The sequence below is a fragment of the Leptospira selangorensis genome (assembly GCF_004769405.1).
In the GTDB taxonomy this organism is placed as follows: Bacteria; Spirochaetota; Leptospiria; order Leptospirales; family Leptospiraceae; genus Leptospira_B; species Leptospira_B selangorensis.
This window is the reverse complement of the sequence record NZ_RQES01000019.1, coordinates 173,987-199,736: the sequence shown is the minus strand read 5'-3', so window position 1 is coordinate 199,736 and position 25,750 is coordinate 173,987. Positions and strand designations below refer to the sequence as shown.

Genomic DNA, 25,750 nt, shown 5'->3' with positions numbered 1-25,750 from the left:
ACTTGGGAGGACCATTCCTTAGGTATTATTCGACTCTGAAAAATCTTTTTTCAAAACCAAAGGATAAGATCCCAAAAAGTCGGGAAAAATAACTTGCAGTGCACTGGGTCGAAAAGGACTTTGCAATAGAACCGAATAGTATAGCGCACGCTACAGGAATTGAAAATATGGATCTGTCCTTCTTCAGTCAAAACAAAGAATTGATCGGGATCATCATGATGCCTTTCACCTACGGATTCGTGGGTTGGTTTACCAACGTGGTAGCCTTAAAAATGACATTCTACCCATTGGAATTTGTAGGAATTCCTCCTTATTTAGGATGGCAAGGTATCGTTCCGAAGAAGGCCCAGAAATTGGCCCTAAAATCGGTGAATATCATGACCGAGAGGCTGATCAAGGTAGAGGATTTTTTCTCCAAAGTGGATCCGGATCAATTAGAAACCGAGTTCCAACCAGTTCTAAACGAACTAATCCCTTCTGCCACTCATGAAATAGTCCATCATATCAATCCAGTTCTTAGAAAACATTTAGAGAACGGACATGGAGAAGAGATAGTAAGAGCCGTCCAAGAAAAATGCGCTCATACTGTTAAGAATATCATGACCCAAGTGAAGGAGAATGTATCCTCCGTTTTCAATTTCAGATCTTTGGTATTACGTAAACTTACTGGTCCGAATGTAGAAAGGATCGTAAACATATTCGAAGAAGTCGGTTCTAAAGAATTCAAATTTATCGAACATTGCGGCTGGGCTCTCGGTGGTGCGCTCGGGATCGCACAGGCATTCCTTTGGAATTATCTTCCTATCTGGTGGACACTTCCTATCCAAGGGATTATCGTAGGATATATTACAAACTGGGTGGCACTCACAATGATCTTCCGCCCTCTTTATGAAAAAAGAGTGGGACCGATCAAATACAGAGGTTTATTCATCGCAAGACAAGAAGAAGTTTCTAAAAAATATTCAAACGTATTCGCAACCCAAGTTCTAACTGCAAGAAACGTTTTAGAAGAAATTTTATACAAAAGAGCCGCAAGAACTCTTGTCGAAACTATCCAAGCAGAAACGGAATCGGCTGCTTCTCGCCTAAACTTAGGCGGACAACTAGATGAGGAGAATAAGGGAGAAGATTCGGATTTCGAGAATACTAAAAAAGAAGTAATCCGCAAGGTAAGCGATTCATTGGCAGGAAGTTCCACTAAACTAGAAACTTATATGGGAAGAGCAATGAGCATAGAAAATAATATGTTCAAACGTATGAAGGATCTCCCACCTGAAGAATTCGAACCAATCTTAAGATCCGCTTTCCAAGAAGACGAGTATGTTCTTATCCTGATCGGTTCCGTTTTAGGAGCAATCGTAGGTCTTATACAAGGGATCTATATGATCGCGGTGTAATATGAATCTGATCAAGGTTACAGATTCTGATCCTGACTCTTTCCTTCGGAAATTAACCAAAGCAATCGCCGGAGGAAGATTGGGTGAAATTACAAAATTCGATCTAAAAGAAGACGATTTTTGTATTCGATTTTCAGGCTTAGGTGAATCCAGGATCTGGTTTAAACTACAAAGAGAAGGTGAAGGATTTTCCGCCGTCAAAAAAAGGGAAAAGATTGCTTTACTACATTTAGCTCTTAGATCAGAAATGGAAAAAAATTTGGAGAATATTCTGATCCGACTAGGGGCAGAAGTTTCCTAAACATTTCAGAATGTTACAATTCGGTTCGGATTCCAAAATAGCAACTCTACCATCCGGAATCCGAATCTCCTATCGGATCTTTCCAGGCAAATCCAAAGTTCCTCTTTTCTGTGTTCATGGCTTAACGGGAAATCTTAAAAACTTCGAACCGATCGCTCAAGGACTCTCCAAAAAAGGGATCACCGTAATCGTATACGATCTAAGAGGAAGAGGAAATTCAGATAAACCGAAAGAGGAATATTCCGCGAGAGTCCATGCCCAGGACCTAAAAGAACTCTCTACTATATTAGGATATTCTAAAATATCTATACTTTCCCATTCATTAGGGGCCTGGATTACCCTTAGATTTGCGGAGAAGTTCTCAAGTTTCCTAGAAAAAGCGGTTTTGATAGATGGAGGAGGAGAACTTTCCATCAAACGTAAAATTTCCAATTTACTCATGATCCAAGGTTCTTTGGCTCGTTTGGGCAGAAGGATCCCCAGTAAGGAAACGTACCTGCAAGAAGCTAAAAAATCCCCTCTACTTTCCGCATGGAATACGAATATTCAGAATTTCTTATTATACGAACTGGAGCCCATCGGAACACTTTCCCCCTCTTTAATGCCGGAGAATACTTTTTACGGACCGGTGCTTTGTTCCATTCCACCATTTGTGATCGATTCCGAACTAAAAAATATGGGCGGGGCAATGAAACCTGCCGGGATCCTAACGAGGCTTTTTAAAGATCCGAAGGAATTTTTCAAAACCCTAAAAGAAAACAAAGTAATGCCATATTCCGCATTACGTTGTCCTGTTCTTGTGATACGTGCTTTAAAACCGAATTTCAAACCTGGAGATGAACTTTTACCTTCTACTGCAATCGAGAAGATGAAAGATAAGATCCAAAACCTGAAAGTTTATGAACTCCCGGATAAAAACCACTACGAATCGGTATTATTGGAAGATAAGGAAAGGGACCAGGAAATATTCAAATTTTTGAGATCTTAAAGAGATTCGTCCCTATCGTCTTCTTCTATAAAATGGTCTCTTTTAAAGAACACATACAATAGTACTAAAATCCCAGCTAAAACAATAGTTGCTAACCTAAGATCATATTCCGATCTTTTGAATATCTTACCTTCTCCAATTTCCGGGATCTTTTTAGGTTGGATTGTAAATCCATTTTGAATTGCAAGCTCTTCTACTCGAACCAAATGAATAATCGGAATTCCTAAATTTGCGAATCGCCTCATGACAGAATCTCTTCCATCTCTAATAACCGGCTGTTTTAGATTTAGACCTGGGGAAAATTCTGCAGAATTCTTCTTAGTTCCTACGGAAACTGTTCCACCACCCACATTGATATAAGCTTTGTATTCAGAAAGAGGGATAACTGCAGAATACAGACGTATTCTTTCTTCCAGGCTTTCCGAGTAATTCTTGGAATGGAGCATTGGGAGTGAATTTATAGAAGCGGAATTTTGTAGGTTCTTCGACCCTTCTTTAGGAATCCCGAATGCTTGGTCTTCTATTCCACCCCAACTATATGCCAGGGACTGATAAGGAAAAATCCGTCGAGTATAGAGCCACTTCTCCATATCTGGCCATAAAAAATCCGGATCATTCGCTCCCCATTGAGAAGAAGTCATACTAGAAATGATTACAAGTTTTAACTCCAAGGTCTTAGCTGCAGAATAAACTGCAATATTCAAGGCAGGAAAAGAACCGGAAAGAGAAACTGCGACTGTATCCCCCTTTTGAATTCCTGCTTGGATTAAATATTCTAAAACCAATGCACCAAAATTCGGATTGATAGAACTTTGTTTTGCTCTAAGTACACCTAAATTGCTCGTAACAGGCGTAAAAAATTCACCGATCAAACCTGAACCGGAAGGATCAAAATCCAAATTAATCTTTTTACCTTTGGATTCTTTATATTGTTTAATCTCCTCGAAAGCTCTTAGAGTGAATTTGGAGGCTTCTATCTTTTCGGAATAATGCTCCTGCATATTTTCGGAACGAAAATGTTCCACCAAATACATTCCAAAAAGTGAAAATACTGCTAAAACCAGATAATAAATAACGGATTTGTTGGACGATTTCCAATACATCCCCTTCAAGGTAGTAACTCCTTTCCAAGAAATAGGATTAGGATCAAACGAACAATTACGGAAGCAGCGAGCAAAGACGCAAGAGTTTCCAGCCAACCCTGCCGATCCATCCAAACGGAGATAAGTCCCGGAATAATATGACCGATCGCTTTTACTTCCGATCCTAAATGGATCATGTCCTTAAAGATTAATGGAAATATCCACTCGTTACCGATCGCATCCAATACGAACCCGAGTAAAAGTAAAACCGCAGTTCGTCTTTTCCCATATAATATTACGAATCTTGAAATTAGTTTTCCTAAACAGAAAACACATAGACTCACGAGTAAGGTAAGAAGGATGCTGATTGGATTTTGGAGCTGTAATGCGAAATATCCCGGAACTACGAGCCCGCCGGCAATTCCGAAAAATTCGGAAAAAAATAAACTGATCCCGAGCCCTAATCCGATGGAAATACTCAATAAATCCATATCAACCTTTCGACATTTCCTTTTGTTTTAAACATTCCAGAAGTTCTAAACCTAATCCGCTTATATTTCCAAGACCAACCACCATTGAATTAGAAGGTAGGGATCTTTCTAAAAATCCTAATACCTCTTTTGCATTCAGATATTTCAGATCTTCTAATTTAGAATTTCCTAAATTTAATTTCGAACAGGTCTTTTTGAATACTTCTGTTTCTTCTCCAATAATCACAATTAAGTCCGGAATATTTTTCTTCCAGGAAAGGATTTCTTTAGCCATTTGTTCGGATCTTTCCGGTCTATCCTTTCTACAATTTACAAGAGCGACTTTATAATCATATTCAGGAAACTCTAAGCTCGCATTTTCCCAAATGCTAGCGGCAGATTTTGGATCGTTTGCTGCAAACCCATTTGCAAACGCGATCTTCTTCTCTCCCAAATCGTATTCTGCAAAAAAGGTAGCTCCTAAATCCGGAGAATGGGACCACATACCACTAATTGCAGTCTCAGGACCTACTCCCAAAGATTCACATACAGCCAAGGCTAAAACTACGTTTTCAGGATGTTCATAATAGGCAAAACCTTGCATATAATCTAGATCAGAATATTGTTCCAGACGAGATGAAATGATTTCCGTATTTTTTCTTTTGCATATCTCTTGGAAGAATGGATAAAATTCCTTTTCCGAAGTGAATAATTTTTGGGACTCCGGAATGGAACCGCTTAAGGCCAATGCTACGTCCTTCTTCTCCGGTCCCATGATTTCCAAATGATCTTCTTTTACATTTGTGATGATCGTATGTGTAGCCTTGATCAATTTCTCTTCTGAAACCTTTTGGTTGAAGGGAACAAGTGCCATACATTCTAAAACGATAACATTTGCTTTTCGTTTAACCGCTTCTTGGATCGCAAACTTCTGTTCTAAAATATTGGGAGCACCATATCTGATTATATTCTTTTCGGAACCGTCGGGCAATATCAATCTTGGAACGGTTCCCGTTGTTTTAGCGAGAACCTGAAACCCACCTTCCTTCAAACCGGAAGCGATCAATCTTGTAACGGAACTTTTTCCTCTTGTTCCGTTTACATGAATGCGGATTGGGATCTTGTTCCTTCTGGAAACATGAAAAATATATTCTACAAATCCGAATCCTAATAAAACCAGAAGTAACGGAAATAGTATGAGAAATTCGGACACGTAAAGAATGTCCTTCTAAATAAGTTTTTAGGTCAACTGAGATTAGGTCAGGTTCAGAGAAATCAGAGTGATATCATCCTGGGGTTCTTTTTCTCCCAAGTGAGCTTTCATTTCTTTTATAATTTGGGAATGTAGCTCTAATCCACTCAGTCCGGACTCTCTGTAAATTTTTTCTATCCTTTCTTCGCCGAATGGATTTTGTTCTGAATCGAATTCTTCAAAGATCCCATCCGTTAACATCAGTATGGAGTCCCCTTCCGAATATTCGTATTCTTCTTCCAAATATTCCATTTTCGAATTCAAACCCAAAAGAGATCCCGTTCTTTCTAAAGGTTTGATCCCGGATTTGGATTTCCATAAGAGTGCCGGATGACCTCCGGACGCGAATCGGATCTTTCTCTCTATCGTATCTATATCCAGGATAAAACAGGAAAAATACATCTGAAGATTTTTGAAATTCCTGCAATAATCAGTATTGATCCCCTTGATCAGTTCCAAAGGAGAATCCGCCAAATATTTTATAGGCTCGTAAACTCCCTTGATTGTCATGGTTACAAGTGCTGCTTGGACCCCGTGACCTGTAGCATCTGCCAAGATCACTCTAAGAACGCCGGGACGAAATTCGAATACATCGAACCAATCGCCCCCCACTTCCATTACCGGAACATAATTTACGAAAGTTTGAACTCCAGGAATGGAATAATCGATCGGAGGTAATAAACTATTCTGTACTCTTTTCGCAAGGTTCAATTCTTCCTTCATCAAACGATAAAATCTGGTAAGTTCATTGGAACGGGACTCCACTTCCGCTTCCAGATTTTGTAGGAGATCCAACCTCTGTCTGTCCACCGTCTTGAGTTCTTCAACGGTTCCTCTAAGTTTTTTTTGGATAAAAATCCTGTCAGTAATGTCCCGTAGTATAAGAGTATAACCTTTTCCGGAAGAGGTATTTACCTTGGAAACGGATGCTTCTAAAATAGGTTCAGTTCCATTTTTTCGCTTGGCCCTAAAAGGTCCGAAAATCCCTCTATCAGGATTTTCTCCTATCTGATACAATACTCTGGAAATATATTTCTTACGTCTTGATGGGAATAGTAAATCTAATGATTTCCCGTTTACTTCCCAAGAGGAATATCCTAACATCTTCTCCGCTGCCGGATTCATCATTACAATTTCCATAGATTCATTCACGGAAAGTATAGAATCCAAAGAAGTTCTCACTAGTTCTGAAAGTCTTTCCTCTGATTCTTTGAGTTTTACTTCTCCTTCTTTTCTGGCAGTTACATCACGCAGATAAACCGCAATATCCTCGATAGAAGGAAAGATACGAACCTCGTACCAGATATTCTCTTTTGGATCCAATATCTCCAGATCTTTCGGAAGTCCAGTGTGCATGGACTCTATCATCGCAGGGAATAAAGAAGTAAAATTAAATTGGGGAAGTATCTCGGGTAATCTTTTGCCCACCAAATTTTCCCGGATAATATCCAGAAGTTTTTCGGCCTCAAAGTTTGCGTATAAGATCCTAAGTTCCCTATCCAGGGACAAGAATGCGTCCGTAATTCTTTCTAAGATCCGAATTACGTCTTTTCTAGAAGCGGATTGGAATGGTGCTCTGGTTCCGGAAGTTTTTTCCTCTGCTTCTGACATAGGAGATCAAAAGTATCTCCTCACCTAAAGCAAGGTCAAGAAATCTTTTCCGAAGCTGGGATCATGATATGAAATGTGGCGTATTCTTCTTCCGAGCTTTCGACCTCTATGTCTCCGCCCATTTCCCGGACGATCTCATAGCTGACTGAAAGTCCAAGCCCGGTTCCGACCGTGGTTGGTTTTGTGGTGAAGAATGGATCAAAAATACGATTCAAATTCTCCTCACAGATTCCTAATCCCCAATCCTTAACGGTAATCCGAACGAAACGAGTATCTCCTCTCTCCAAAATGGACTGAGAAATCTTGATCTTCTTACGATCCGTCTCGAAAGGATATTTTTCGTTCAACGAATCCCTTGCATTCGTGATCAAGTTTAGAAAAACTTGTTTTAGTTTTTGCGGTTCTCCGATCACAAGCGGGATCTCGGAGTCTGCATCTACCAAATTTTCCATTCCTTCTATCTGGATCCCGTCTCGGACCAAAAAAGGTAAAAGAAGTTGGATAGAAGAATATAAGATCTCCCCGGTGGAAACATGGGCCTTGATACCTTCTTCTTTATGAGCAAAACCTAATAGACTTCTTACAATCCCGGAAATTCTCTCGCTCTCCCGGATAATAACTTCCATATTTTTGGAAAGGGATTCGTTCTCTTCTACTTGAGTGCGAACGATCTCGGCATAATTTAAGATACCTGTAAGAGGGTTATTGATCTCGTGTGCAACACCTGCGGCCAAAGTCCCAAGGGCTTCCAATTTTTGGCGATGCCTTTGGGATTCCATTCTTCTCAAACGATCCGAATCGGATTCTTTTTGTTGAGTAGTATCCGAGATCGCAAGTAAGATCGCACTGATCTCTCCCTGTTTTGTTACGGGAGAAATCCTAATATAATAATGGCTTCTTTTGCCGGTAAAACTACTCCATTCTTCGAACGCTTCCGGCTTTCCTGTATTCGAAACTCTGGAAATGACTGCTTGTAGTTTTAATGCATCGGATGTTTTTAATACTTCGAAAAAGTTTTTACCTTGGATCTCATCTGCGGGAACTCCTGTGAATGTTTTATTGATGAATAATACATTCCCGTTCAAGTCCATGATAACCACAAAATCCATCCCTTCCATCAGAAAGGAGCGCCAACGATAATCTGAATCTTCTAAAGAATAATCTTTTAGCAGACCTTCTTCATCTAGTTCTTGGATTTGAACGAGCACTCTACTTTCTTCCGTTGGAATACGGTTAGCTCTTACATATACCTTTTTATATCCGCTCGCTGAAAGTAATCTTGTTCTTGCAGAAAACACTTTTGGGACTTCATTTCTAAATCTGTCCATAAATGCATCAGTCAGACTTTCGGTATCATCCGGATGTGCGAACTGAGACCATTTCATTCTACCTTGGATATCGGATTTTTTTCTTCCGGAGATATCCTCGAACTTCTGGTTTACTAGGGTGATAGTCCCATCTGCTTCTACCAAAAAAGCGGCTAATGGTTGGTGTTCGAATAGTGTACGATATTGGGAAGAAGTTGTACTAGTTAATGTGTTTTCTTGATTCAAAACCTTCTTCCTCCCTATAGTAAATGGGAAGAGTAGGCTTGTTTAAATATTACAGTTTATGAAAAAAAAGAAGAATTAAGATGAGCTAGGATGCAGGTTTGTCGTGAATTGAAGTAAAATCGTGATATTTTTCTACTGTTGCTTCCGGTCCAAAAGAACAGAAGCAACAGATTTAACACAGAAATGTCAGTAAACTTTGAGCAATTCTACTTCAAAAATCAGGGTAGAATTAGGAGGAATACTTCCACCAGCTCCAGCGCTTCCGTAGCCTAATTCAGGAGGGATTGTCAATTTACGCACTCCGCCTTCTTTCATACCTTGGACTCCTTTGTCCCAACCGCGGATCACTTGTCCAGCACCCAAATCAAAACGGAACGGAGTTCCTCTGTCTTTGGAGCTGTCGAATTTTTTTCCGTTGGTAAGCCAGCCGGTATAATGTACGGTTACGTTAGACCCATTGAAGGCCTCTTTTCCTGTTCCCTTTTTGATGTCTTTAATCACAAGACCATTTTGAGCAAATACACCTAGGCTCAAAACGAATGCTGAGATTAAAATTGCAGTTAATATATAGATTCTTTTTATATTCATTTTCCTCTACCTCCAGTACGTCTGACGGAACTTCCAAAACCTCCCGTGGTCTGGCTACCCTGCACCTTATTGTGATTCGGCCCGCCTTTTACGGATTGTTTTTTATCGAATTCTTTTTTCCATTCGTCGGCGTCTACCACCGTTAGAACTTTTCCGGAAACCTCGTACTTGTTTAAAGCTTCCAGGGCTTTTTTTGCCGCTCCATCTTCCATTTCTAAAGAACCGTAACCCAGAGACCGCCCTGTGAGTTTATCCTTTTTGATGGAAATATGTTCGACCTTTCCGTATTTGGAGAATAGTTTTTCCAAATCTTCTTCCTTCCATTCCTGGGGAAGATTGCCCACTGAAATCTTCATACCGCCTCCTTTTGTATATCGTGACGATTGATTAATCGGTCTTCTGCTTTCTAAAAAACCGGTTAGATCACCCATTCTTTCAGGTCGGGGAGAAATCGAAAGCCCATTTCATAATCCATATTTTGAAAAAGAAACTCGCGGAAATTTAGGTTGAGGCTCCTACTTTGCCTTAAATACTACCCAAATCACCCTGCCTGGGGTGCTCTTCTCCAATAATTCCAGGAAATAAGAACATGGATATTTTCTTAATCATAGTAGTCGTCATGGCTGTACTCGGGGTAATGGACTTACTCGTCGGGGTTTCCAATGACGCAGTGAACTTTACGAATTCAGCAGTCGGTTCTAGAGCGGCCTCCAGAAAAATCATCCTAATCGTTTCCGCATTTGGTATCTTACTCGGGGCCTTAAGCTCCAGCGGAATGATGGAAGTTGCAAGAAAAGGGATCTTTCATCCTGAATTTTTCAGCCTAGCGGAGTTAATGTTCTTATTCTTGGCGGTGATGGTCTCCGATATCATCCTTCTGGACTTATATAATACGTTAGGACTTCCCACCTCCACTACCGTGTCCTTAGTTTTTGAATTATTGGGCGCCTCCTTGGTGCTGGCAATTCTCAAAGCAGATTCATTAAACGACGCATTTAAGATCATAAACTCGGAGTCCGCCTTAAAGATCATCTTTGGGATCGCATTGTCTGTGATACTCGCATTCTTTGCGGGACTTATCCTTATGTTCTTTTTCCGACTCATCTTCAGTTTCCGATTGGAAAAAACGATGAAATGGTTCGGTGGGATTTTTTCAGGACTTGCGGTTACGGTTGTGATCTTCTTCATTCTTCTTACCGCAATGAAAGGATCCACTTTCTTAAGCAAAGATGTATTAGCTTGGATCCAAACCAATTTTAAGACCATTCTTGTTTTGAGTTTTATAGGATTTTCTATCCTATTCCAAATCCTGATCTTATCTAAAATTAATGTTCTGAAGATCGTAGTATTATTCGGAACCGCAGCACTTGCAATGGCATTTGCAAGCAATGACTTAGTGAACTTTATTGGAGTTCCAATCGCAAGTTTACAAACGCATGAACTGATCAAAGCGGCAAACTGGGATGCAAATACGATGGCATCGGGTTTAGGAAAAGAAGTTCTTACGGACAATAGGCTTCTGATAGGCGCAGCACTCATCATGATCATTGCGTTATTCAAATCCAAGAAGGCGGAAACCGTAACTAGAACCGAAGTAAGTTTAGGCTCCCAAGGTGAAACCGTAGAAGCTTATCAATCTAGTCTGGTCGCAAGAGTATTCGTTCAGATCGCAGTGGGGATCTATTATCCCATAAAAAGATTTTTACCTTCTATACTCAGAAATTGGATCTCTTCCAGGTTCAAACAAAGTGGAACATTGGAATTAGTTCGTTTGCATGAAAGTGATGCTTTCGATTTACTCAGAGCTTCCGTAAACATACTTATCGCTTCCGCACTTATACTCATCGGAACCATTGAAAAACTACCACTTTCGACTACATTCGTAACCTTCATGGTGGCAATGGGAACCTCTCTCGCAGATGGAGCCTGGCAGAAAGAAAACGCAGTCAATCGTGTAAGCGGAGTTTTAACAGTTGTAGGCGGATGGTTTATGACCGCGGTATTCGCTTCCTTTACAGGTGGATTTATCGCTGCCCTATTCTATTATTTCGGATTTGCAGCGGTAGTAGTGGTCTTAGTATTTACATTCTTCTTGGTACTTGCATTCAATCGAATCCATAAAAAAAGAAAGGCGGAATATGATGAGAATTTGGAAAAACTACTTCTACTTTCCAAACATCCGGAAAAGGCACTTTCTAAATCACTTTCTTCCCTTTTAGGAAATCTATTATTAGAGAAGAAGGCGATGAATACACTTTCTTCCGGTTATATCGGAGGAAAGAAGAAGGACTTCAAACAAGCCTCTAAAATATTAAAGAACTTAAAGAAAAATTATGAATCTTCTATCTCCGGTTTTTTAAGTCTTGTAGATAGACATTTTGACGAGTCAGATTTCCAATCCATCCACCCATTCACAAATGCACTTGGTTATATTGATCGTATCGCAGAAAATCTTGCAAACATCCATAGGAACACTTCCGAAAAGATAGATCGTTTCCAAACCGGACTGACCAAGGATGAAAGAGAAGATCTAAAAGAACTTCGTAAACTCGCAGAAGATCTTTTTGAACTTTTGGCTCAATCCGACAAGGTACCCGGTTTAGTGGAAAAGGCAAGATCAGGCAAAAAAGCAAAAGAACTTTCGGATATCAAAGTCCGTATCTACAAAAACCAGATGAAACGTATCCGCAAAGGTGATAGCAAATTAAAATCCAGCGTGGCCTATTTCTTAGTGGTAGAAGAGCTTGTAGATATTAACGAAAACTTATTTGCTCTGGCTGAAGAATTAGTTTGGGTTCTACCTTGGATTGAAACCAAGAAGAAACAATTTGCGAAAGGTAATTTCGGTCCTTCTAAACTGGAATTCCCAAAGTCAAAAGGTAAGAAAAAAAAGAAGAAGTAAGACTTCTTGGAAATCCGATGTAGGAGTTCCTACATCGGATATTTAATCAACTCTGCGGCTTTTTATCCGGCGTATTTAGAATACAGGATCGGCCCGAAAGCGGTCACAAGCAAGGTAAGTGTTAGAACAATAATCGGAATTACGATATGTTCATGCCTTGCAAAGAAACCTTTTCCTTCTAAACTTTTATCCTCTACTAGTAAGTCTCTTACTACGTGTTTCGTCAACAAGTGGTTGAGTGCAACAGGCGGAGTCAAATAACCCAACTCGAAGGAAACAAGGGCAGTCATCCAGAAATTCAAAGGATGAATACCGTTTGCCTTAGCGATCGGATACAAGGTTACTGAAACTAAGATCACGGCTCCATACGGGTCCATAAGCATTCCAATGATCACAAGAGCAAATGTCAAAATCAACATCGCAGACATTGGAGAACCTAGTTGAGTCGGGAATAGATTGATCACTTCCGATCTTTCAAAAACCCCACCCATACAAGCGGATAATCCCATGAGGAGAAGAAGTGCTCCTAAATGTGAACCTGCATCATAAGAAGTTCTGGAAAGTTCCACTTCTTCGTTATGAGTTTCTCCTTTTTCCAATTTTTCCTTTTTGGAAATTTTATAATCGATAAACAGAAGCGCCAACATCGCGATCGGCAGGATATACGGTGCAGTTCTTTCATCGAAATGGGTTCCAAGTGCAAGAACGATCGTAAGAACGATTGCAATGGAGATCACCAAATACACTGAGAAAGATTTGAATGCCAATAAAGATTTTTTAAATGCATCTTGTTCAGGCTTGATCTTCCAGGATTCGGTTCTACTAAACCAACTAACGATCAAGAATAAAGTGGAAGAAAGTGCAAACACCCTCCAACCCCAATGGAATAATTCGTCAGTAGTCACTTCTAAGTTCAAAGAAGCAACGATCACCACGAGTAAACATGGAGGAAGAACTACTCCTAAACTTCCTGACATTGCAGTAGCAGCGAGTGCTCTCTCTTGGCTTGCACCTGCTCTTCTCAATTCTTTAAAAATTGTAGCACCTAATGCTAAAACCACGATCCCGGATGCGCCGCTATAAGCTGTAGGAAGAGCCGCGACAACAACGATAATCACCGCCAATAATTCGGAAGGAAGTTTCCATGGGTTCAAAAGATCGAAAAATCTTTTTCCTAAAGAAGTATCTCTTAAAAGAATTCCAGTCCAAACATAAAGACCAATCTGGATATAAAGCTGAGCGTGTGCCGTCAATTTTTGCAGATAGATCGCAAGTCCAGCTGGATGTTTCTCTAAAATAAAGAAGTACAATCCGCAAATCAGCGCCATCCAAGCATAAAGAGGAACGCATAATAATGCATTGGAAAGTTTAGTGTTCTGCTTACCTTCTCCGTTTTTAAATACAGGATTTTTTAAATTATAAAAATTTAATCCTGCTAAAAGTATAAGCCCACCGACCCAAAGCACTTGGATCTGAGCTTCCACACCTTTTTGAAGAGGATACATGAATGCAGCGGACACCATAATGATCGTATTCGCGATGATCTGGCTCCACTCCGTGATCTTTTCCTCTTTTGAGTTTTCAGGATTCCTAAGAGCAATATGGTATCTTCTGGTAGTGGAAACAGTTCCAGCTACGATCAGTAGAAATACCATTGTCATTGGAATATAATCTATGGCCGAGATAGTAATCCAAGAAAGCCTACGTTCGAATCCGCAATATAATTTCTGCCCTGTAGTTAGGGAGCCGGCCAGCTTCTCTAACTCTAATTGGGTCTCAGTAGGTCCTGTTGGAACTCCTACATTCTTCCCACCGGTTGTATCTCCAAGACCGATATCATCCAAAGCGTCCATATCCGCTTGGCTGACTTCTGCTTTTGTATCTGCTTCCGCATTCGGATCCGCGATACAAACATTTCGGATCATTGCATAATTCGGCCAAATACTGCCGCCTAAGCCCAGTAGCCTAGCTTGGACTAACTGGCTTCCACTTTGAACAAGGGGTACGAATAAAAAGAATAATACCGCCCAGGAAACGATTTTTCTCCACATAGAATATCCTCTGGAATCTGCGATTGATTGATATAAGAGTAGCGGGAAAGATTTTTCCCGCCTTTTTTGTGTTAGTTTTAGAAATTATTCCAGGTTATCCGCGCACTCAGCGGCTTCTTTATCCGCGCTGCAACGAACCCTTTTCATTAATTTCAGAATGGTAGGATGATATACTTTTTTGTCTCTCAGCCTAATTCTAACTTCTCTGAATTTTTCGAAATAGTTCTTTTGAAGATCTTTAGGAACTTCTATCCAAAACTTAGCCGGAATTTCTTGCTCAGCCTTTTTGGTAAGAGAAAGCATTGCATCAAATTGAGTCGCTGCCCATGCTCTAGAAGTATTTCCGAAACCCTCTGCAAAATCTTTATGACGAGCCACGATCTGGAAAGTCAATTGTCCGATCGGAAAACGAACGATTCCACCATTCGGAGAAATTCCTTTCATTAGTTCCAAAGGTTTGATCCCGATTGCAGGAGAATAACAAGCATCCGCTCTTCCGTTATTGAATATACCGGCAAAAGTAGCAATCTCAGCAGGAACCATAGAAGCTCCTACGATATCCACCATGGTAGTGGCAGCTTGGTCATAAGTTAAAGTAGCGATCTTTCTACCGGCCAAGTCCTTGATATCTTTCAGGTTCTTGTCTCTTAATAAAAGATAAACGGCTCCGCCAGGGAACATAGCCATGGTTTCGTAGTCGCCGTCCGTATTCAGTTCTCTTACTTTAGGATTTGATAATGCTTCGATTGTTTTGCGGAGAAGGTCATAACTTGGCAATGCACCGATCGCTTCGATGGATCCTGATTCATGCACATAACTTCTTACTCTAAGAGAAGTTAAGAATGCCATATTACATTTTCCGGCTTTGAAGTCGGAGTTTGCCACAACTTCGTCAGTATAAGCTTTTAGATCCAGACGGATTCCCCATGTTAAAGCTTGTGCTTGGTATCTTTGTGCCGCTTTAAACACGTCTCCGTGTGCTCCGGAAGGATCGAATACACACATGGATCGATCCACCGTCTCCGCTGCTCCCACACCTACGGACATCCAAGTCCCGAGAATGATTACCGATAGAATGAGAAACTTCTTCATATAGTTTTTTCTCCTTAAGGTCCCTTTTTTTTCGTTTTCCACCCAAGAACCCGCTCAAAGATCTTTTAACAGATCGTCTTCTTCTTTATTGTTTTTCTTTTTTCCCGGGAAAGAGGAGAAGTTAATCGGTCCTCTATGTCCGGTCTCTTTCATCCAAATTTTATCAGATTCATGACGTGATAAATTTTCAGCAAATGCTTCCAAGAAAAGATATTCTTTCTTAGCAGGGATTTGGCTTATAACTTTAGAATGTTCTAATATAAGTTTTTTGATCTTCTCCACATCACCTTTTCCGGCAGCGGCTTGGATCTGGAAGGCCCTGGACATACGAACTCCAGCTTGGTCGCCCTGTTTGACAGCTTCTTCCATTTGTTTATTAGCATCTTTTCCTTCAGGAGTCGCACCCGGAACGGAAAGCCATACAACAGCTTCTAATGCTAAAGGAGTTCCCCACCATTTTTTAGAATCCAAACATTTGGATCCACCTGCTACAACGCTAGGTACTTCACGAGTGATCCCCGCATATCCTTGAGAAGCAAAATCGTGAAGAATTGCTAGTAATCCGGAAGAAAGTCCCACTAAATAATATAACTCTTCGTCTTCGCTGATAGAAGGACATTTCCCTTTCCATTCTCCGAAGTATTGAAGGAATCTATTATGTGCGTCCCCGTATCTTTTGGCAGCAATCCCATGGTAACGGATCTGTCTTGCCTGGTTATCCAGTGCTTCTTCTCCCTTACCTTTACGAACTGCTGCGATATATAAAAGTTCAGCCTCTTGTGCTTGTTTCTCTGCACACATCCCTGCTCCCATTTGCGCTACCATAGTGGCCAGTTCCACAGAAGCTCCTGTCCTTTCGAAAGAAGCTACTAAAGGCCCGAGTGCAGTTCCTCCAGTACAGATCGCATCCAAATCATCGGAAGCCAGATAAAAAGGAACCAAATGGTCTTGGGCGTAAGAGTTTAAAGTTTTACCGGTAACTCTATATACGATGGAACAGTTTGCCAGGGTAATTGTAACAATCGTTACAAAAAAAAGGATTCGTTTATTCATTTTATTTCGGGGGTTATTTTTTACTTAGAATATGGGGGATTCTGGAAGAACGTACAGAAGGGATTTACTTCGTCCAATATTTTTTTTCTAATGAGCGTTTTATTTTATAGTGCAGCGTTTCCAAAACAATCAGCTCACTGGAGAAGTAACTCGTATCTTTTCAATGAGTGAAACTGTCTCTTGGTCAGGTTCCACGCCTAATTCTTTTTTCAGGATCTTCTTCATATCCTCGAATTTGCGTAGAGCTTCATTCTTACGATCAAGAGATTGTAAAGATTCGAAATGGAATCTCCAAGCTCTTTCATCCAGATCATCCAGACGGATCCAGCTTTCCGAATCGGAAAGTAGAGAATTTGTATCTCCTGATTTCTGAGAATATTCACATAAAATTCTATAAATTTCGATCAGGTTCTTACGTAGATATTCACGTTTTAATTCCGATTCCGGGAAATACAGATCGAATTCGAAAAAGTCCCCAGTATATAGTTCTTGTGCTTCTCTATAAGATTGCACCGCTTCTTCTTCTTTTTTGTTTCGAAGAAGTTTCCCTGCTGCCTCGAATTTTTTCTCGAATTCCACAAAGTCGGCTTCTACCAGATCAGAATGGAAGAATAATCTATCCTCAGCAAATACAACCGCTTCCGGATTTCCGAGTATCTTGCGAAGACGGAAAAGTAATGCATGCAAACTGTTTAGAGCATTTTTCTCGGACATCCCAGGCCAAAGATTCTCTAATAATTCTTCTTTATGGACACCTTTGCCAAAACGAACTAATAATAGTTTAATAAGTTTGAGAAGTTTTTTCTTACTGGAATATTCGGCTGCAGGGATCTTCTTTCCATCCAAATCCAATTCTAACGGACCTAAAGCTCGAACACTTAACTTTTTAGGATTACGGCCCTTCTCATTATTAACCTTAGATTCGGAACCTTCTCCGCTTGTGTTCTTTGTTTGTGAGCCAAAAGAAGAAGTTTCCGGCTTAATAAGCCATTTGGAAACCGATTCCTTGAATTCCATTCTGACTTCCCTTTCGGACTTATTTACCGTAAGGAAACTATCCACACAGAACATCAGGATCAAAAAGCTAAAATGAGAAGTATAAGGAATTCCGATTATATCGCTCGCAACCAAGATATCCGCGATCAAACTCGCGAAGAATAATACCAATCCGTAAAATAAGAAATGGTTCCTGAATCGATTCTTGCGAAATTGATTCATTACCTTGATTAAAGTCCATATAATCATCAAAATACTAGAAAGGAAGATAAATTGCATGCTAGTAGGCTGGTCTGTTTCGTAGATCACGATGCCTAAAGAAGGAAAATGTTTAGGATGAGCAACGCTCATCGTATACGCGTTTGGATCCTGTAAAAGTATCCCTACCAGGATCAGGTTCATAAACACGTAGAGTAGAATGAAATCTCTGCTAAAAAGTTTTTTATAATTATTCACGAATAACGCGATAAACGTGGCAAATACTACTGCTGTAGCATTCTCCACCCTTTCCCAGATCAGAGCCTTTTCAGGGTTGTCTACGTTGATGGTTTGGATAAAACAAAATAGATAGGCGCCATACGCAACTTGTAGTAAGGCGAAGTATAGAAGGTATGACTGTTTCCGATTTCTAAAATATAAAACTAAATTATGAATCGTACGGTATACTAATACAGTCACGACCAAATAACATGAAAGCTGATAATACGTCATATCCACTTTTCGTTTCCTATCTTATCCGGATTCCTGCAACCCATTTATGAAAACGGGACAAAAATTGTGACTAAATGCTCACTATTTTTAAATGCAAGTATTTGAATGAGTTTCCTTTTCTTTTTTATAAAATTATATAGCACGTTCTAACGATCGTTATGAAATAATGAATGCCGTTCGATAAAAATCGAACGAAAACTTTTGCGAAACTGTAGCAAAAGAAAATCAAAATTACACAATCCTAATTGAGTGAAGACTCACTCATAAGCTTTTTCTAATTTAGTAATCCAAGAAGCTCCTTAAAAAAAAACCGAAAGGGGAAACCCTTTCGGTCATTTCGACATCTAGTTTTTCGAAATAGCTAGGAGTGTTTAAGGGCAGACAATCAGAGATGCAGGATCTGTTACAGCTTGTCCTACAAATCTCATTCCTCCTAACAGATACGGATCCGCAACTTGAGGAGTAGTCAAGGTGAAGAATTGTACCTTATCACTCTTCGCACTGATCGCACAGGATTGAGTTCCTGCAGGGTTGATCAATTTAGGGAAGGTGATATCCGGAGGCATAGGTATCTCTTTCATAATACTGTTTACCATTGGAATTACCAAAGTGGTGACTAACGGAGCGATCACCGACTTAATACCTTCAGGATCCAAACCGAATGGATTGTAAGTTTGTCCTTCCAAAACTTCTACTGCATAATCCAAGTTATTCACTGGATCCAAGATCACCTGAAGTGCATTCAAGTTAGCAAATGCAGGGTTATTGGTCGGGTTAGAGAACATTTTGAAACGGAAGTCTGCATCCGCAGCAAAACTGATCCTAACTGTTCCAAGAGTTTGTTGGTAACCGTTCGCTCTTGTATCCGCTTGGCATTCGGTAAGTTCGGAATCCACAAGCCCTGTGCAGGAAGTCGGTTTTTTAGCGACGATCTGTAATTGCATTTCAGTGAAATACAATCTCATCTTAGGTACTCCAGCGGAAGTCATAGGTTTGAACTTCACGTTAGGAGCATGGATTGGAGACATCACCATATCGATATCATCAAAAGATTTTACCGGAGGTGCAATTGCGTTAGAACCATTTAGACCTTGTAATTTGTTTCTTCCTGGCACGAGGATCGTAACCAAAGGAGAAGCTTTTAAGAAGGAAGTCGTTAACGCAAATAGAGGGTCAGCACCTGCAAAAGCGTTCATTCCATCAATGAATGCTTTATTCAGAACGATATCCAATCCCCTTCTCTGCCATAAATGGAATGCAGCCTGAGAAATTGTATCAGTATGCATGGAGATCAAGAATCCAGGGTTCGCAGCGGATTGACTGAACTGATAAGTAGAAGGCGGTGGATTCGCAGCAGTCCAAGTCCTGGTCGTAACCATTCCGGTTTTTCCGGATTGGGTCCTTAGTCCGCCTGGCGGGTTATAACCGCTTGTGAACGCGAAGTCCAGAGAAGTTACAAGTCCTTTATTCGTTCCATCATGTTTGATAGAAGCATCCGTATTTAACTTAAACTTCACAGTTAATGGGAAGTTTCCAAGAGGTGCAGGAAGATAACTTGGTAAAGTGATGGTCACTCCAGTATCTCTTAAGTCTGCAATTACAGAGTTCAGAACGTTCGGAGCGATCCTTTGTACTATATCTCTCAACATGTATTGAGTGATGATCTGTTTCACCTGGTCCACAGTCAAGTTCGCCATATTACTCAACTCTGCTCTACCTACGAGTGCTTCGATGATAGTGTTAAATCCTTCACTACCATGAATATAGGTCATCGGTTCCGTATACATAAAGTCAGAAGTATCTTCTCCAGGATATAAACCCGCTAAAGACATATGTAAAGGGTTTGCCCATGGACGAATGAAGAAGTTATTCGTATTCGAAAGTATCTGAGCTATGCTAGGATTATCAGGGAAATAGTCATCATTTACTGTGAAAGGAGTTTTAACGGTCATATTGATCAAACCGTCGGAAGTCACAGTCATATTATTACGAGTACGAGCTAAGGCCAAACGAGGCTTAGAAAGTTTGACGTCGTTCCAATCGTAACCTGCCGGGTTCAACACTCCTTCTACTGCAGGATCCCAGTTCAACTTAGCAGTTGTTCTGAATACAAGCAAAGCTCCCGGTCCGTTAAATGCTCCATACCAGTCTTCGAAACGAGATACGACTAAAAGATCCACCTCTGTGTATCTGGATTTTAGATCCAGACCTAATCCAGGATTTACTCCTCCAGAACCAGGGTTCACTTTTAAGTCTGCAACAACGTTTCCTAATTGGGTTCCAGTTCCTGCGGCACAACCATGAGTTGCATTATTCGAACCGCAACGAACTAATTTAGGAAGTCTCATATCCGTTACGTATACGTCTAATGTGATCGCCGCACTTCCGTCCGCAATTCCACCGGAAGCTACGTTTAAGATAGCACTGTATTTAGAGAAAGGTCCCGGAGCTATTTTTTCGATATGATATGAATCGAAGAAACATGCAGGGAAGGCACAATCTAATAGGTCTTCTCCTGCCGATCCGATATCCCCTTCCGGTCTACCGAATGGAGAGAATACTGTAGAAGTATATCCACCGTTCTTATAAGACTTCACGTCGGTAGGATAATGGCAAAGACTCCAAGCAGCCTCGCCCCAATGGAATAAGTTCTTACAAGCCTGAGGATAATTCGCGTTATTCTGATTTTGGCCGCAATTATTACTATTGTATATATTCCACCATTGGTCTCTATCGATCCCATTTCTTTTTTTAGGGTGATAAGGAGGACCGTTATCCGTAACACAATCAGGGTGTCTTACCCAACAATATCCCCTTCCTGCACCACCGGATTTAGCTCCGAACACAGGAATATAGTCGAAATCTTTAAATGCCGCTACGTTCGCATCCCCAGACATTTTAGCGTCTTGTCTCATACAAGCTTCGCCGATAGTCCATGCGTTGTTCTCGAAAAATTTCTTTTTAGGAAAATCTGGCATTCCCAATAAGAATTCTTGGAAGGTACGAGGTGTTCCGTTTGAATCTTTTACTTTAAAAGCGCCTGTAGTATATTTCTGGATGGCTTTCCCTAAGAATGGAAGCATTTGTGCCTCATCCATTACGCCGTTTGCTACGTAAGGAAGAACACCATTCGCATTCTCCAATTTACCGTAGTTAAAGCTGAAATACTTGCGGAAAGTTTTTCCGTTAGCAGTAATAATCTCATAATAGTAGGTATTCCCACCAACGGTAGGAGGAACCTGAGAAGTATTTAAGTTCAAAGAGATTGTAGCACTCATTGAACAAGGAGGAGTGGTACAAATATCTTGAGAATTATTAGAACCGACCTTTTTCAAAGAAACCGATTGGATGTAATTTTCACCTGTTACCGGATTTACGTAAGTTGAAGCCAATTGTAATACAGCAGACTGATCGAATGTCATATCATTCGATCCATTTAGAGTATATTGGCTTCCTTGAGTAATTTTATTAGTCAGACTATAATCAGCGGTCGTTCTAAAGTTAATATTATAATTTTCTAAAGCAACTCCTGCGATAGTAGCCGCATTCGGATTAATTGTAAGAGTATAGGTCTCTGTAGGTTTTAACTCGCGATAAGGGTTAAAGAATAATCTTTGCGGACTTTTCCAGTAAAATTCTCCACCTGGATTAGGCCCGATCAAATTCCCTGAATTCCCTGTAATCGTAAAATTTTGTTCGACAGTGGTCTTATTCATCGGATGAGAAAAGCGGATCTCTAATTCCTTGTATCTGTCCACATTCTCGACGGAATTAATGAATAAGGTAGCCTGAGGACTGGTAGAGCCGAAATCTACCGGAAGAACGGCGGTATCATTATCCACACTGTTATACGGAGGTTGAAGATTAGGATTCGCATCAAATATCCTTCCCCCAGAAAAGAATCCCAGGTCGAATACATCCGACATTGCAAATCCTTTCATTTTCTCCGGGCTACACCCTAGGACTACCGCCCACAAAATAGAAAGGATTGCGAGTTTGATTCCCTTATCGACATTAGAAACTTTTATATTTTTCAGATTCATTTCCAGCCCTCGACTTATTTTTCCCAAAAAAATTCTCTTCATTATTCTCACCGGGTGAATACCGTAACGAACCTATCCCAATAGGTGTCCGAGTTTTCATCTTCGTTAAATCTGTCGTAGAATACGAATCCATCCGGGAATTGTTTTTTACCCGTCGAAGCAAGATCCGCAAAAATACCCATCAACACTCCTGCCGTATAGATCAGTGAGCTTTCGTCTTCTCTTTGTGTTTGTATCATATCCGACACCAAAAGTCTTTTAGCGTCTTTGAATATGGATTTGAGTGAATGAGGACTTCTCATGTCCGTTTCTAAATAAGAATAGAATTCTCCGGTCTTAACGATCCCCATCAACACTCCCACGGTGCTTCTTCCGTAAGGTGCGGAGACTTGCGCCAAGTCAGCCGTATCTACACTTAATAAATTCGTAATTAAATAATCCTGGGTATTGGTATTATCACGAACAAGTCCTCCCAAAAGATCCACAACAGAGGTCAATTGAGCGTTTGTAGGAACATTGTCTATGATCATATCCATAGAAAAATCCAAGGTGGAGATAAGACTATAAACGGAATCCGGATCGAAATAATCTCGGATACGGACCGCCCATACTCCTAACCTATCCCATTCCGGATCATAAATATTCACCACTCTCGAATCAGGGAAAGCAGCGACCATATCTCGGATCTCACCCAGATACGCTTGCAGATTGAATTGGATCGGAGTAGGACTTTCGTTTGAAAGTTTTATCTCCCCTATCAGATCTGCAATCGCTTGGAAAGTAATTTGAGCTCCGCTTGCTCTTTCCGGTTTTCCCATTTCAGCCAGCATTTGCACAAAAGTGCTTAAAAGATCCGTTCTTGAGATAAGATTCAAAAGACCGTCTTGGTATCTTCTTTCATTCTCGGCGAGGATAGAAAGAGGAGAACGTACCGGTTTACTTGTAATTGGATCCAAATAACGGAAGAAATACTCTCCTTCGGTAGAGGAGTTACTTCTTATATCAGAATCAACATTGATTGTTTTCACAACGTCGATCGTAGTATTCGGGGTACTTGATGAAGGATCTTGGATACGAGCAAGTAAAGGTCTAGTTAAAGCAGCACTCAGCCCTGTTAAAATTTGGAACGGATTTTTATTCAAGCTTGGACTTGCTTGGTCATCTAGAGTCCATGCAAGAGAAAGTATCAAAGGTAAAAGTCTATTTCTCTGTTCCCAAGATTCATCTACCGATTTTCCATATAGAGCTACATTTGGTCCGGAAGGTAAAATTTTGTCCGGAGACAAAAAGGATAATCTTTCCATAACGGCGAAGTTTGCCGCAATTACCTGAGGTAGAACACCGTAACCATCCGGATCCGGATAGAAGATACTATAAACGGAAGCATCTCCTAAGCTATTGAATGTTAGAGAACCGGTTCCGCTTGTACCATAATCCCAAGCTTCCAAATAGAATAGGCTATCACCAGGAACATCTGAAAAGTTTTCTTGGAGAATTGGCACCCCAGGAGCTTTAAAGTCAGGCTTACTTGCCGGAGTTGCACATCCAGGTTTTAAGAATGCATTCTTAATTTTCCAAATCGCATTCAGATTGTCCGAACAATTTGATCCACTAGCTAAAACCGGTCTTGCGTTCATTAAACCAGTCAACCCGTTTGCAATCACGGTCACGAAAGCAGCCATCTTGTATGGTACTCCAGTGCCCAGGGAGGCACGAAGAGGGATTACAGCTACCATACGTTTTTCATGAAGTAACCACTGGAAGTTCTTATAGATCGCTTCCTCGTCTGTGTTTACTGCTCTTTCCGTAGCATTATCTTTTGCAATTTCCCAAACAGGAATGCTCCATCCTTTCACGCCGGAAGCATTTACCCCTGCAGCAACCTGAGTGAAAGAGTTATTTGCTACAACCGCGTTTGTTTCTCTTCCTCCAGGACCTACCCATTTACAAATTGTTCCACCAGAACAAGAACCGTTTGCAGTATTGGATACTTTGATCCTATATTCTGAGGTATTCCAAGATTCTTTGTAGATCTGATCTATACCGTTCGAATCTTTATATAACTTTCCATCGATGGTAAACACGTTTCCATTCGAGTCTGTGCGATTTTTATTATAATATGGACCACCGCCGGAAATCAAAATCGTCCGGATTAATTTCATAATAAATGGAATTGTTTTAGTATAAACCGGATCGTTCGCAGCAGGAATAATGTTTGGATCCGGAGCTTCTAACAGAGTTAAAGTGGGAGTATTCAAACCGATTGTCAAAGCTGAAGGAGTACTTGCATCCCCGTTTTTGAAAACGGCTCCGTCATTCGCACTTTGTTTCATGAATTCTTTGATCCCGATCGATCCAGTCATAGCAGAATTCATAGAATGAATACTATCACCTACAGTGAGAACACCACCTGTCATCGGTCCACCATTCGAACCATTCGTTTCCAATGCTTTCGTAGTGTTATCAGTTAGGTTTGCCCAGCGATATCCGTATACATCCGACAAAGTCAGAATGAACATCAAAGATTCAAGAGCAGTAACAGGGCTACTGGTTATATTCGCTGGATTAGATCTATCCAAGCCGTTTGCATCTAATCGGATTAACTCTCTTAAAGAGTGGTCCACACCGGTAATGCTAGTTGCGAAATCAAACTTCGCGAAATTTTTAGCCATCTCTAAGGAAAGAAGAACATTCGGATCTGCAGTAAAGTTTCCGCCCTTCCCAAGCATTGGTCTTAAATAACGGAATGATTCGGATAGAATGGAAGAAAGTTCTGCCGGGTAAGTAGCATCCCTATAATCTGCAAAGGCAGGATCAGAGTATAAGTTTACGTCGTCGCCAGTTGGCGCAGAAGCAGTAAAATAATATTCTAAATTGACTACTAAGTTCTTTAATACTGTTTCAGAAGACTTAGCGTCGCTAAATCCTGCTCTTTGGCGAAAGGACTTTCCTATCGCAGAGATCATCTGAATCAATTTTTCTTTCATTACTCTATCAGCAATGAGAGAAGGATCCACCATCCCTTGAAGTAATCCTTTAATCGCGGCTTTCGCATTCGCGTTTTGGTTGATCGCCTTGTCTAGTACATCCTCTAATTCCACAAAAAGGATCTTAATTTCAGGATCTTTTAATATTGTAGAAACCTCTTTAAATTTGGTTTCCATAGCCTCTTTGGAATAAGTAGTATACATATACTTCAAAGCGGTCTGGCTAAGTGGTGCCATATTACGAAGTACAGGTTTACGATAATTACGTAATGCTTCCAACCAAGGTTGAAGTGTATCGAATGCGTTATTCGGTGCGTTCTCTATACGATCTAAAAGAGAATGAACTCTAAGGAGAGACTGACGCACATGAGCTTCCGGCTTAAGAAGAAGATCTCCGGAAACTCTTAAAAATCCTACGATATCCTCTCTATAAGGAATAGTCATAGAAGATTCTAATTTAAGATTGAAACTAATAGGTTCTAAACTTTGGAAACCTGATTTGATAGAAGGATAATCATCGAACAAATTAAAAAGGCGAATTCCCTTATAATCGATATTATCGTAAAAAGTATCCGCGCTTGATTTATCTCCACCTGCCTGACAGCCCATCCCCAGAGCCAAACAAAGCAAGAAAAGAATGTGTGCTTTCTTTATATTCATATCTATTAGCTTA

At 40.5% G+C, this 25,750-nt stretch carries 17 protein-coding genes; 4 read left to right on the top strand and 13 right to left on the bottom strand.

The window, feature by feature from the left end; translation table 11 throughout:
• The first annotated feature begins 167 nt into the window (after window positions 1-167).
• The 3 genes from EHO58_RS16030 to EHO58_RS16020 are packed head-to-tail and all read left to right on the top strand — an operon-like array spanning window position 168 to window position 2,686.
• Complete coding sequence (locus tag EHO58_RS16030; RefSeq protein ID WP_135627095.1) at window positions 168-1,397, top strand: DUF445 domain-containing protein; 1,230 nt, start codon at window positions 168-170, stop codon at window positions 1,395-1,397.
• Between the two features lies 1 nt (window position 1,398).
• The gene (locus EHO58_RS16025; protein WP_135627096.1) at window positions 1,399-1,698 is read left to right on the top strand and encodes a hypothetical protein; all 300 of its coding nucleotides are present in this window, start codon (window positions 1,399-1,401) and stop codon (window positions 1,696-1,698) included.
• A gap of 10 nt (window positions 1,699-1,708) precedes the next feature.
• Window positions 1,709-2,686 (top strand): alpha/beta hydrolase, encoded by a 978-nt coding sequence (locus EHO58_RS16020; RefSeq protein WP_135680602.1) that lies wholly within the window; start codon window positions 1,709-1,711, stop codon window positions 2,684-2,686.
• Here EHO58_RS16020 and pgsW read toward each other — a convergent pair.
• The 7 genes from pgsW to EHO58_RS15985 form a co-directional block, all read right to left on the bottom strand.
• A complete protein-coding gene (gene pgsW / locus EHO58_RS16015; RefSeq protein WP_244241219.1) occupies window positions 2,683-3,789 on the bottom strand; it encodes a poly-gamma-glutamate system protein in 1,107 nt (368 codons plus the stop codon). The genes EHO58_RS16020 and pgsW overlap by 4 nt on opposite strands.
• A 5-nt stretch (window positions 3,790-3,794) precedes the next feature.
• A complete protein-coding gene (gene pgsC / locus EHO58_RS16010; protein ID WP_135680600.1) occupies window positions 3,795-4,259 on the bottom strand; it encodes a poly-gamma-glutamate biosynthesis protein PgsC in 465 nt (154 codons plus the stop codon).
• A 1-nt stretch (window position 4,260) separates the two neighbouring features.
• Window positions 4,261-5,451 carry a poly-gamma-glutamate synthase PgsB gene (gene pgsB, locus EHO58_RS16005; protein WP_135680599.1) on the bottom strand — a complete coding sequence of 397 codons (1,191 nt, stop codon included), beginning with the start codon at window positions 5,449-5,451 and terminating at the stop codon, window positions 4,261-4,263.
• A 42-nt stretch (window positions 5,452-5,493) separates the two neighbouring features.
• Window positions 5,494-7,101 carry a SpoIIE family protein phosphatase gene (locus EHO58_RS16000; RefSeq protein ID WP_135627101.1) on the bottom strand — a complete coding sequence of 536 codons (1,608 nt, stop codon included), beginning with the start codon at window positions 7,099-7,101 and terminating at the stop codon, window positions 5,494-5,496.
• A 35-nt stretch (window positions 7,102-7,136) separates the two neighbouring features.
• Window positions 7,137-8,654 (bottom strand): PAS domain-containing sensor histidine kinase, encoded by a 1,518-nt coding sequence (locus tag EHO58_RS15995; protein ID WP_135627102.1) that lies wholly within the window; start codon window positions 8,652-8,654, stop codon window positions 7,137-7,139.
• 186 nt (window positions 8,655-8,840) lie between these two features.
• The gene (locus EHO58_RS15990) at window positions 8,841-9,242 is read right to left on the bottom strand and encodes an FKBP-type peptidyl-prolyl cis-trans isomerase (RefSeq protein ID WP_167483228.1); all 402 of its coding nucleotides are present in this window, start codon (window positions 9,240-9,242) and stop codon (window positions 8,841-8,843) included.
• Window positions 9,239-9,598 carry an RNA recognition motif domain-containing protein gene (locus tag EHO58_RS15985; RefSeq protein ID WP_135627103.1) on the bottom strand — a complete coding sequence of 120 codons (360 nt, stop codon included), beginning with the start codon at window positions 9,596-9,598 and terminating at the stop codon, window positions 9,239-9,241. The genes EHO58_RS15990 and EHO58_RS15985 overlap by 4 nt, the downstream gene beginning before the upstream one ends.
• A gap of 233 nt (window positions 9,599-9,831) precedes the next feature.
• Between EHO58_RS15985 and EHO58_RS15980 the strand changes: the two genes are divergently transcribed.
• Window positions 9,832-12,144, top strand: coding sequence for an inorganic phosphate transporter (locus EHO58_RS15980; RefSeq protein WP_135627104.1), 2,313 nt, complete (start codon window positions 9,832-9,834; stop codon window positions 12,142-12,144).
• Between the two features lie 62 nt (window positions 12,145-12,206).
• On the opposite strand, the gene EHO58_RS15975 is transcribed toward EHO58_RS15980, so the two are convergent.
• The 6 genes from EHO58_RS15975 to EHO58_RS15950 all read right to left on the bottom strand — a co-directional run bounded on the left by EHO58_RS15975 (window position 12,207) and on the right by EHO58_RS15950 (window position 25,737).
• Window positions 12,207-14,195, bottom strand: coding sequence for a TRAP transporter large permease subunit (locus EHO58_RS15975; RefSeq protein ID WP_135627105.1), 1,989 nt, complete (start codon window positions 14,193-14,195; stop codon window positions 12,207-12,209).
• Window positions 14,196-14,279: 84 nt separating this feature from the next.
• Window positions 14,280-15,287, bottom strand: coding sequence for a putative solute-binding protein (locus EHO58_RS15970; RefSeq protein ID WP_100710240.1), 1,008 nt, complete (start codon window positions 15,285-15,287; stop codon window positions 14,280-14,282).
• 54 nt (window positions 15,288-15,341) lie between these two features.
• Window positions 15,342-16,340 (bottom strand): hypothetical protein, encoded by a 999-nt coding sequence (locus tag EHO58_RS15965; RefSeq protein ID WP_135627106.1) that lies wholly within the window; start codon window positions 16,338-16,340, stop codon window positions 15,342-15,344.
• Window positions 16,341-16,469: 129 nt separating this feature from the next.
• Window positions 16,470-18,047 (bottom strand): BTAD domain-containing putative transcriptional regulator, encoded by a 1,578-nt coding sequence (locus EHO58_RS15960; protein ID WP_135627107.1) that lies wholly within the window; start codon window positions 18,045-18,047, stop codon window positions 16,470-16,472.
• A 371-nt stretch (window positions 18,048-18,418) separates the two neighbouring features.
• Entirely contained in the window at window positions 18,419-22,132 is a 3,714-nt protein-coding gene (locus EHO58_RS15955) for an Ig-like domain-containing domain (RefSeq protein ID WP_135680598.1), read from the bottom strand.
• A 5-nt stretch (window positions 22,133-22,137) separates the two neighbouring features.
• Window positions 22,138-25,737: a tryptophan 2,3-dioxygenase gene (locus EHO58_RS15950; protein ID WP_135680597.1), complete on the bottom strand. Its 3,600-nt coding sequence runs from the start codon at window positions 25,735-25,737 to the stop codon at window positions 22,138-22,140.
• Window positions 25,738-25,750 lie beyond the last annotated feature (13 nt).

Excerpts from the sequence above, each read along its gene's own strand:
- EHO58_RS16030 (WP_135627095.1), top strand. The coding sequence starts at position 168 with ATGGATCTGTCCTTCTTCAGTCAAAACAAAGAATTGATCGGGATCATC.
- EHO58_RS16025 (WP_135627096.1), top strand. The coding sequence starts at position 1,399 with ATGAATCTGATCAAGGTTACAGATTCTGATCCTGACTCTTTCCTTCGG.
- EHO58_RS16020 (WP_135680602.1), top strand. The coding sequence starts at position 1,709 with ATGTTACAATTCGGTTCGGATTCCAAAATAGCAACTCTACCATCCGGA.
- pgsW (WP_244241219.1), bottom strand. The coding sequence starts at position 3,789 with ATGTATTGGAAATCGTCCAACAAATCCGTTATTTATTATCTGGTTTTA.
- pgsC (WP_135680600.1), bottom strand. The coding sequence starts at position 4,259 with ATGGATTTATTGAGTATTTCCATCGGATTAGGGCTCGGGATCAGTTTA.
- EHO58_RS16000 (WP_135627101.1), bottom strand. The coding sequence starts at position 7,101 with ATGTCAGAAGCAGAGGAAAAAACTTCCGGAACCAGAGCACCATTCCAA.
- EHO58_RS15990 (WP_167483228.1), bottom strand. The coding sequence starts at position 9,242 with ATGAATATAAAAAGAATCTATATATTAACTGCAATTTTAATCTCAGCA.
- EHO58_RS15985 (WP_135627103.1), bottom strand. The coding sequence starts at position 9,598 with ATGAAGATTTCAGTGGGCAATCTTCCCCAGGAATGGAAGGAAGAAGAT.
- EHO58_RS15980 (WP_135627104.1), top strand. The coding sequence starts at position 9,832 with ATGGATATTTTCTTAATCATAGTAGTCGTCATGGCTGTACTCGGGGTA.
- EHO58_RS15975 (WP_135627105.1), bottom strand. The coding sequence starts at position 14,195 with ATGTGGAGAAAAATCGTTTCCTGGGCGGTATTATTCTTTTTATTCGTA.
- EHO58_RS15970 (WP_100710240.1), bottom strand. The coding sequence starts at position 15,287 with ATGAAGAAGTTTCTCATTCTATCGGTAATCATTCTCGGGACTTGGATG.
- EHO58_RS15965 (WP_135627106.1), bottom strand. The coding sequence starts at position 16,340 with ATGAATAAACGAATCCTTTTTTTTGTAACGATTGTTACAATTACCCTG.
- EHO58_RS15960 (WP_135627107.1), bottom strand. The coding sequence starts at position 18,047 with ATGACGTATTATCAGCTTTCATGTTATTTGGTCGTGACTGTATTAGTA.
- EHO58_RS15955 (WP_135680598.1), bottom strand. The coding sequence starts at position 22,132 with ATGAAGAGAATTTTTTTGGGAAAAATAAGTCGAGGGCTGGAAATGAAT.
- EHO58_RS15950 (WP_135680597.1), bottom strand. The coding sequence starts at position 25,737 with ATGAATATAAAGAAAGCACACATTCTTTTCTTGCTTTGTTTGGCTCTG.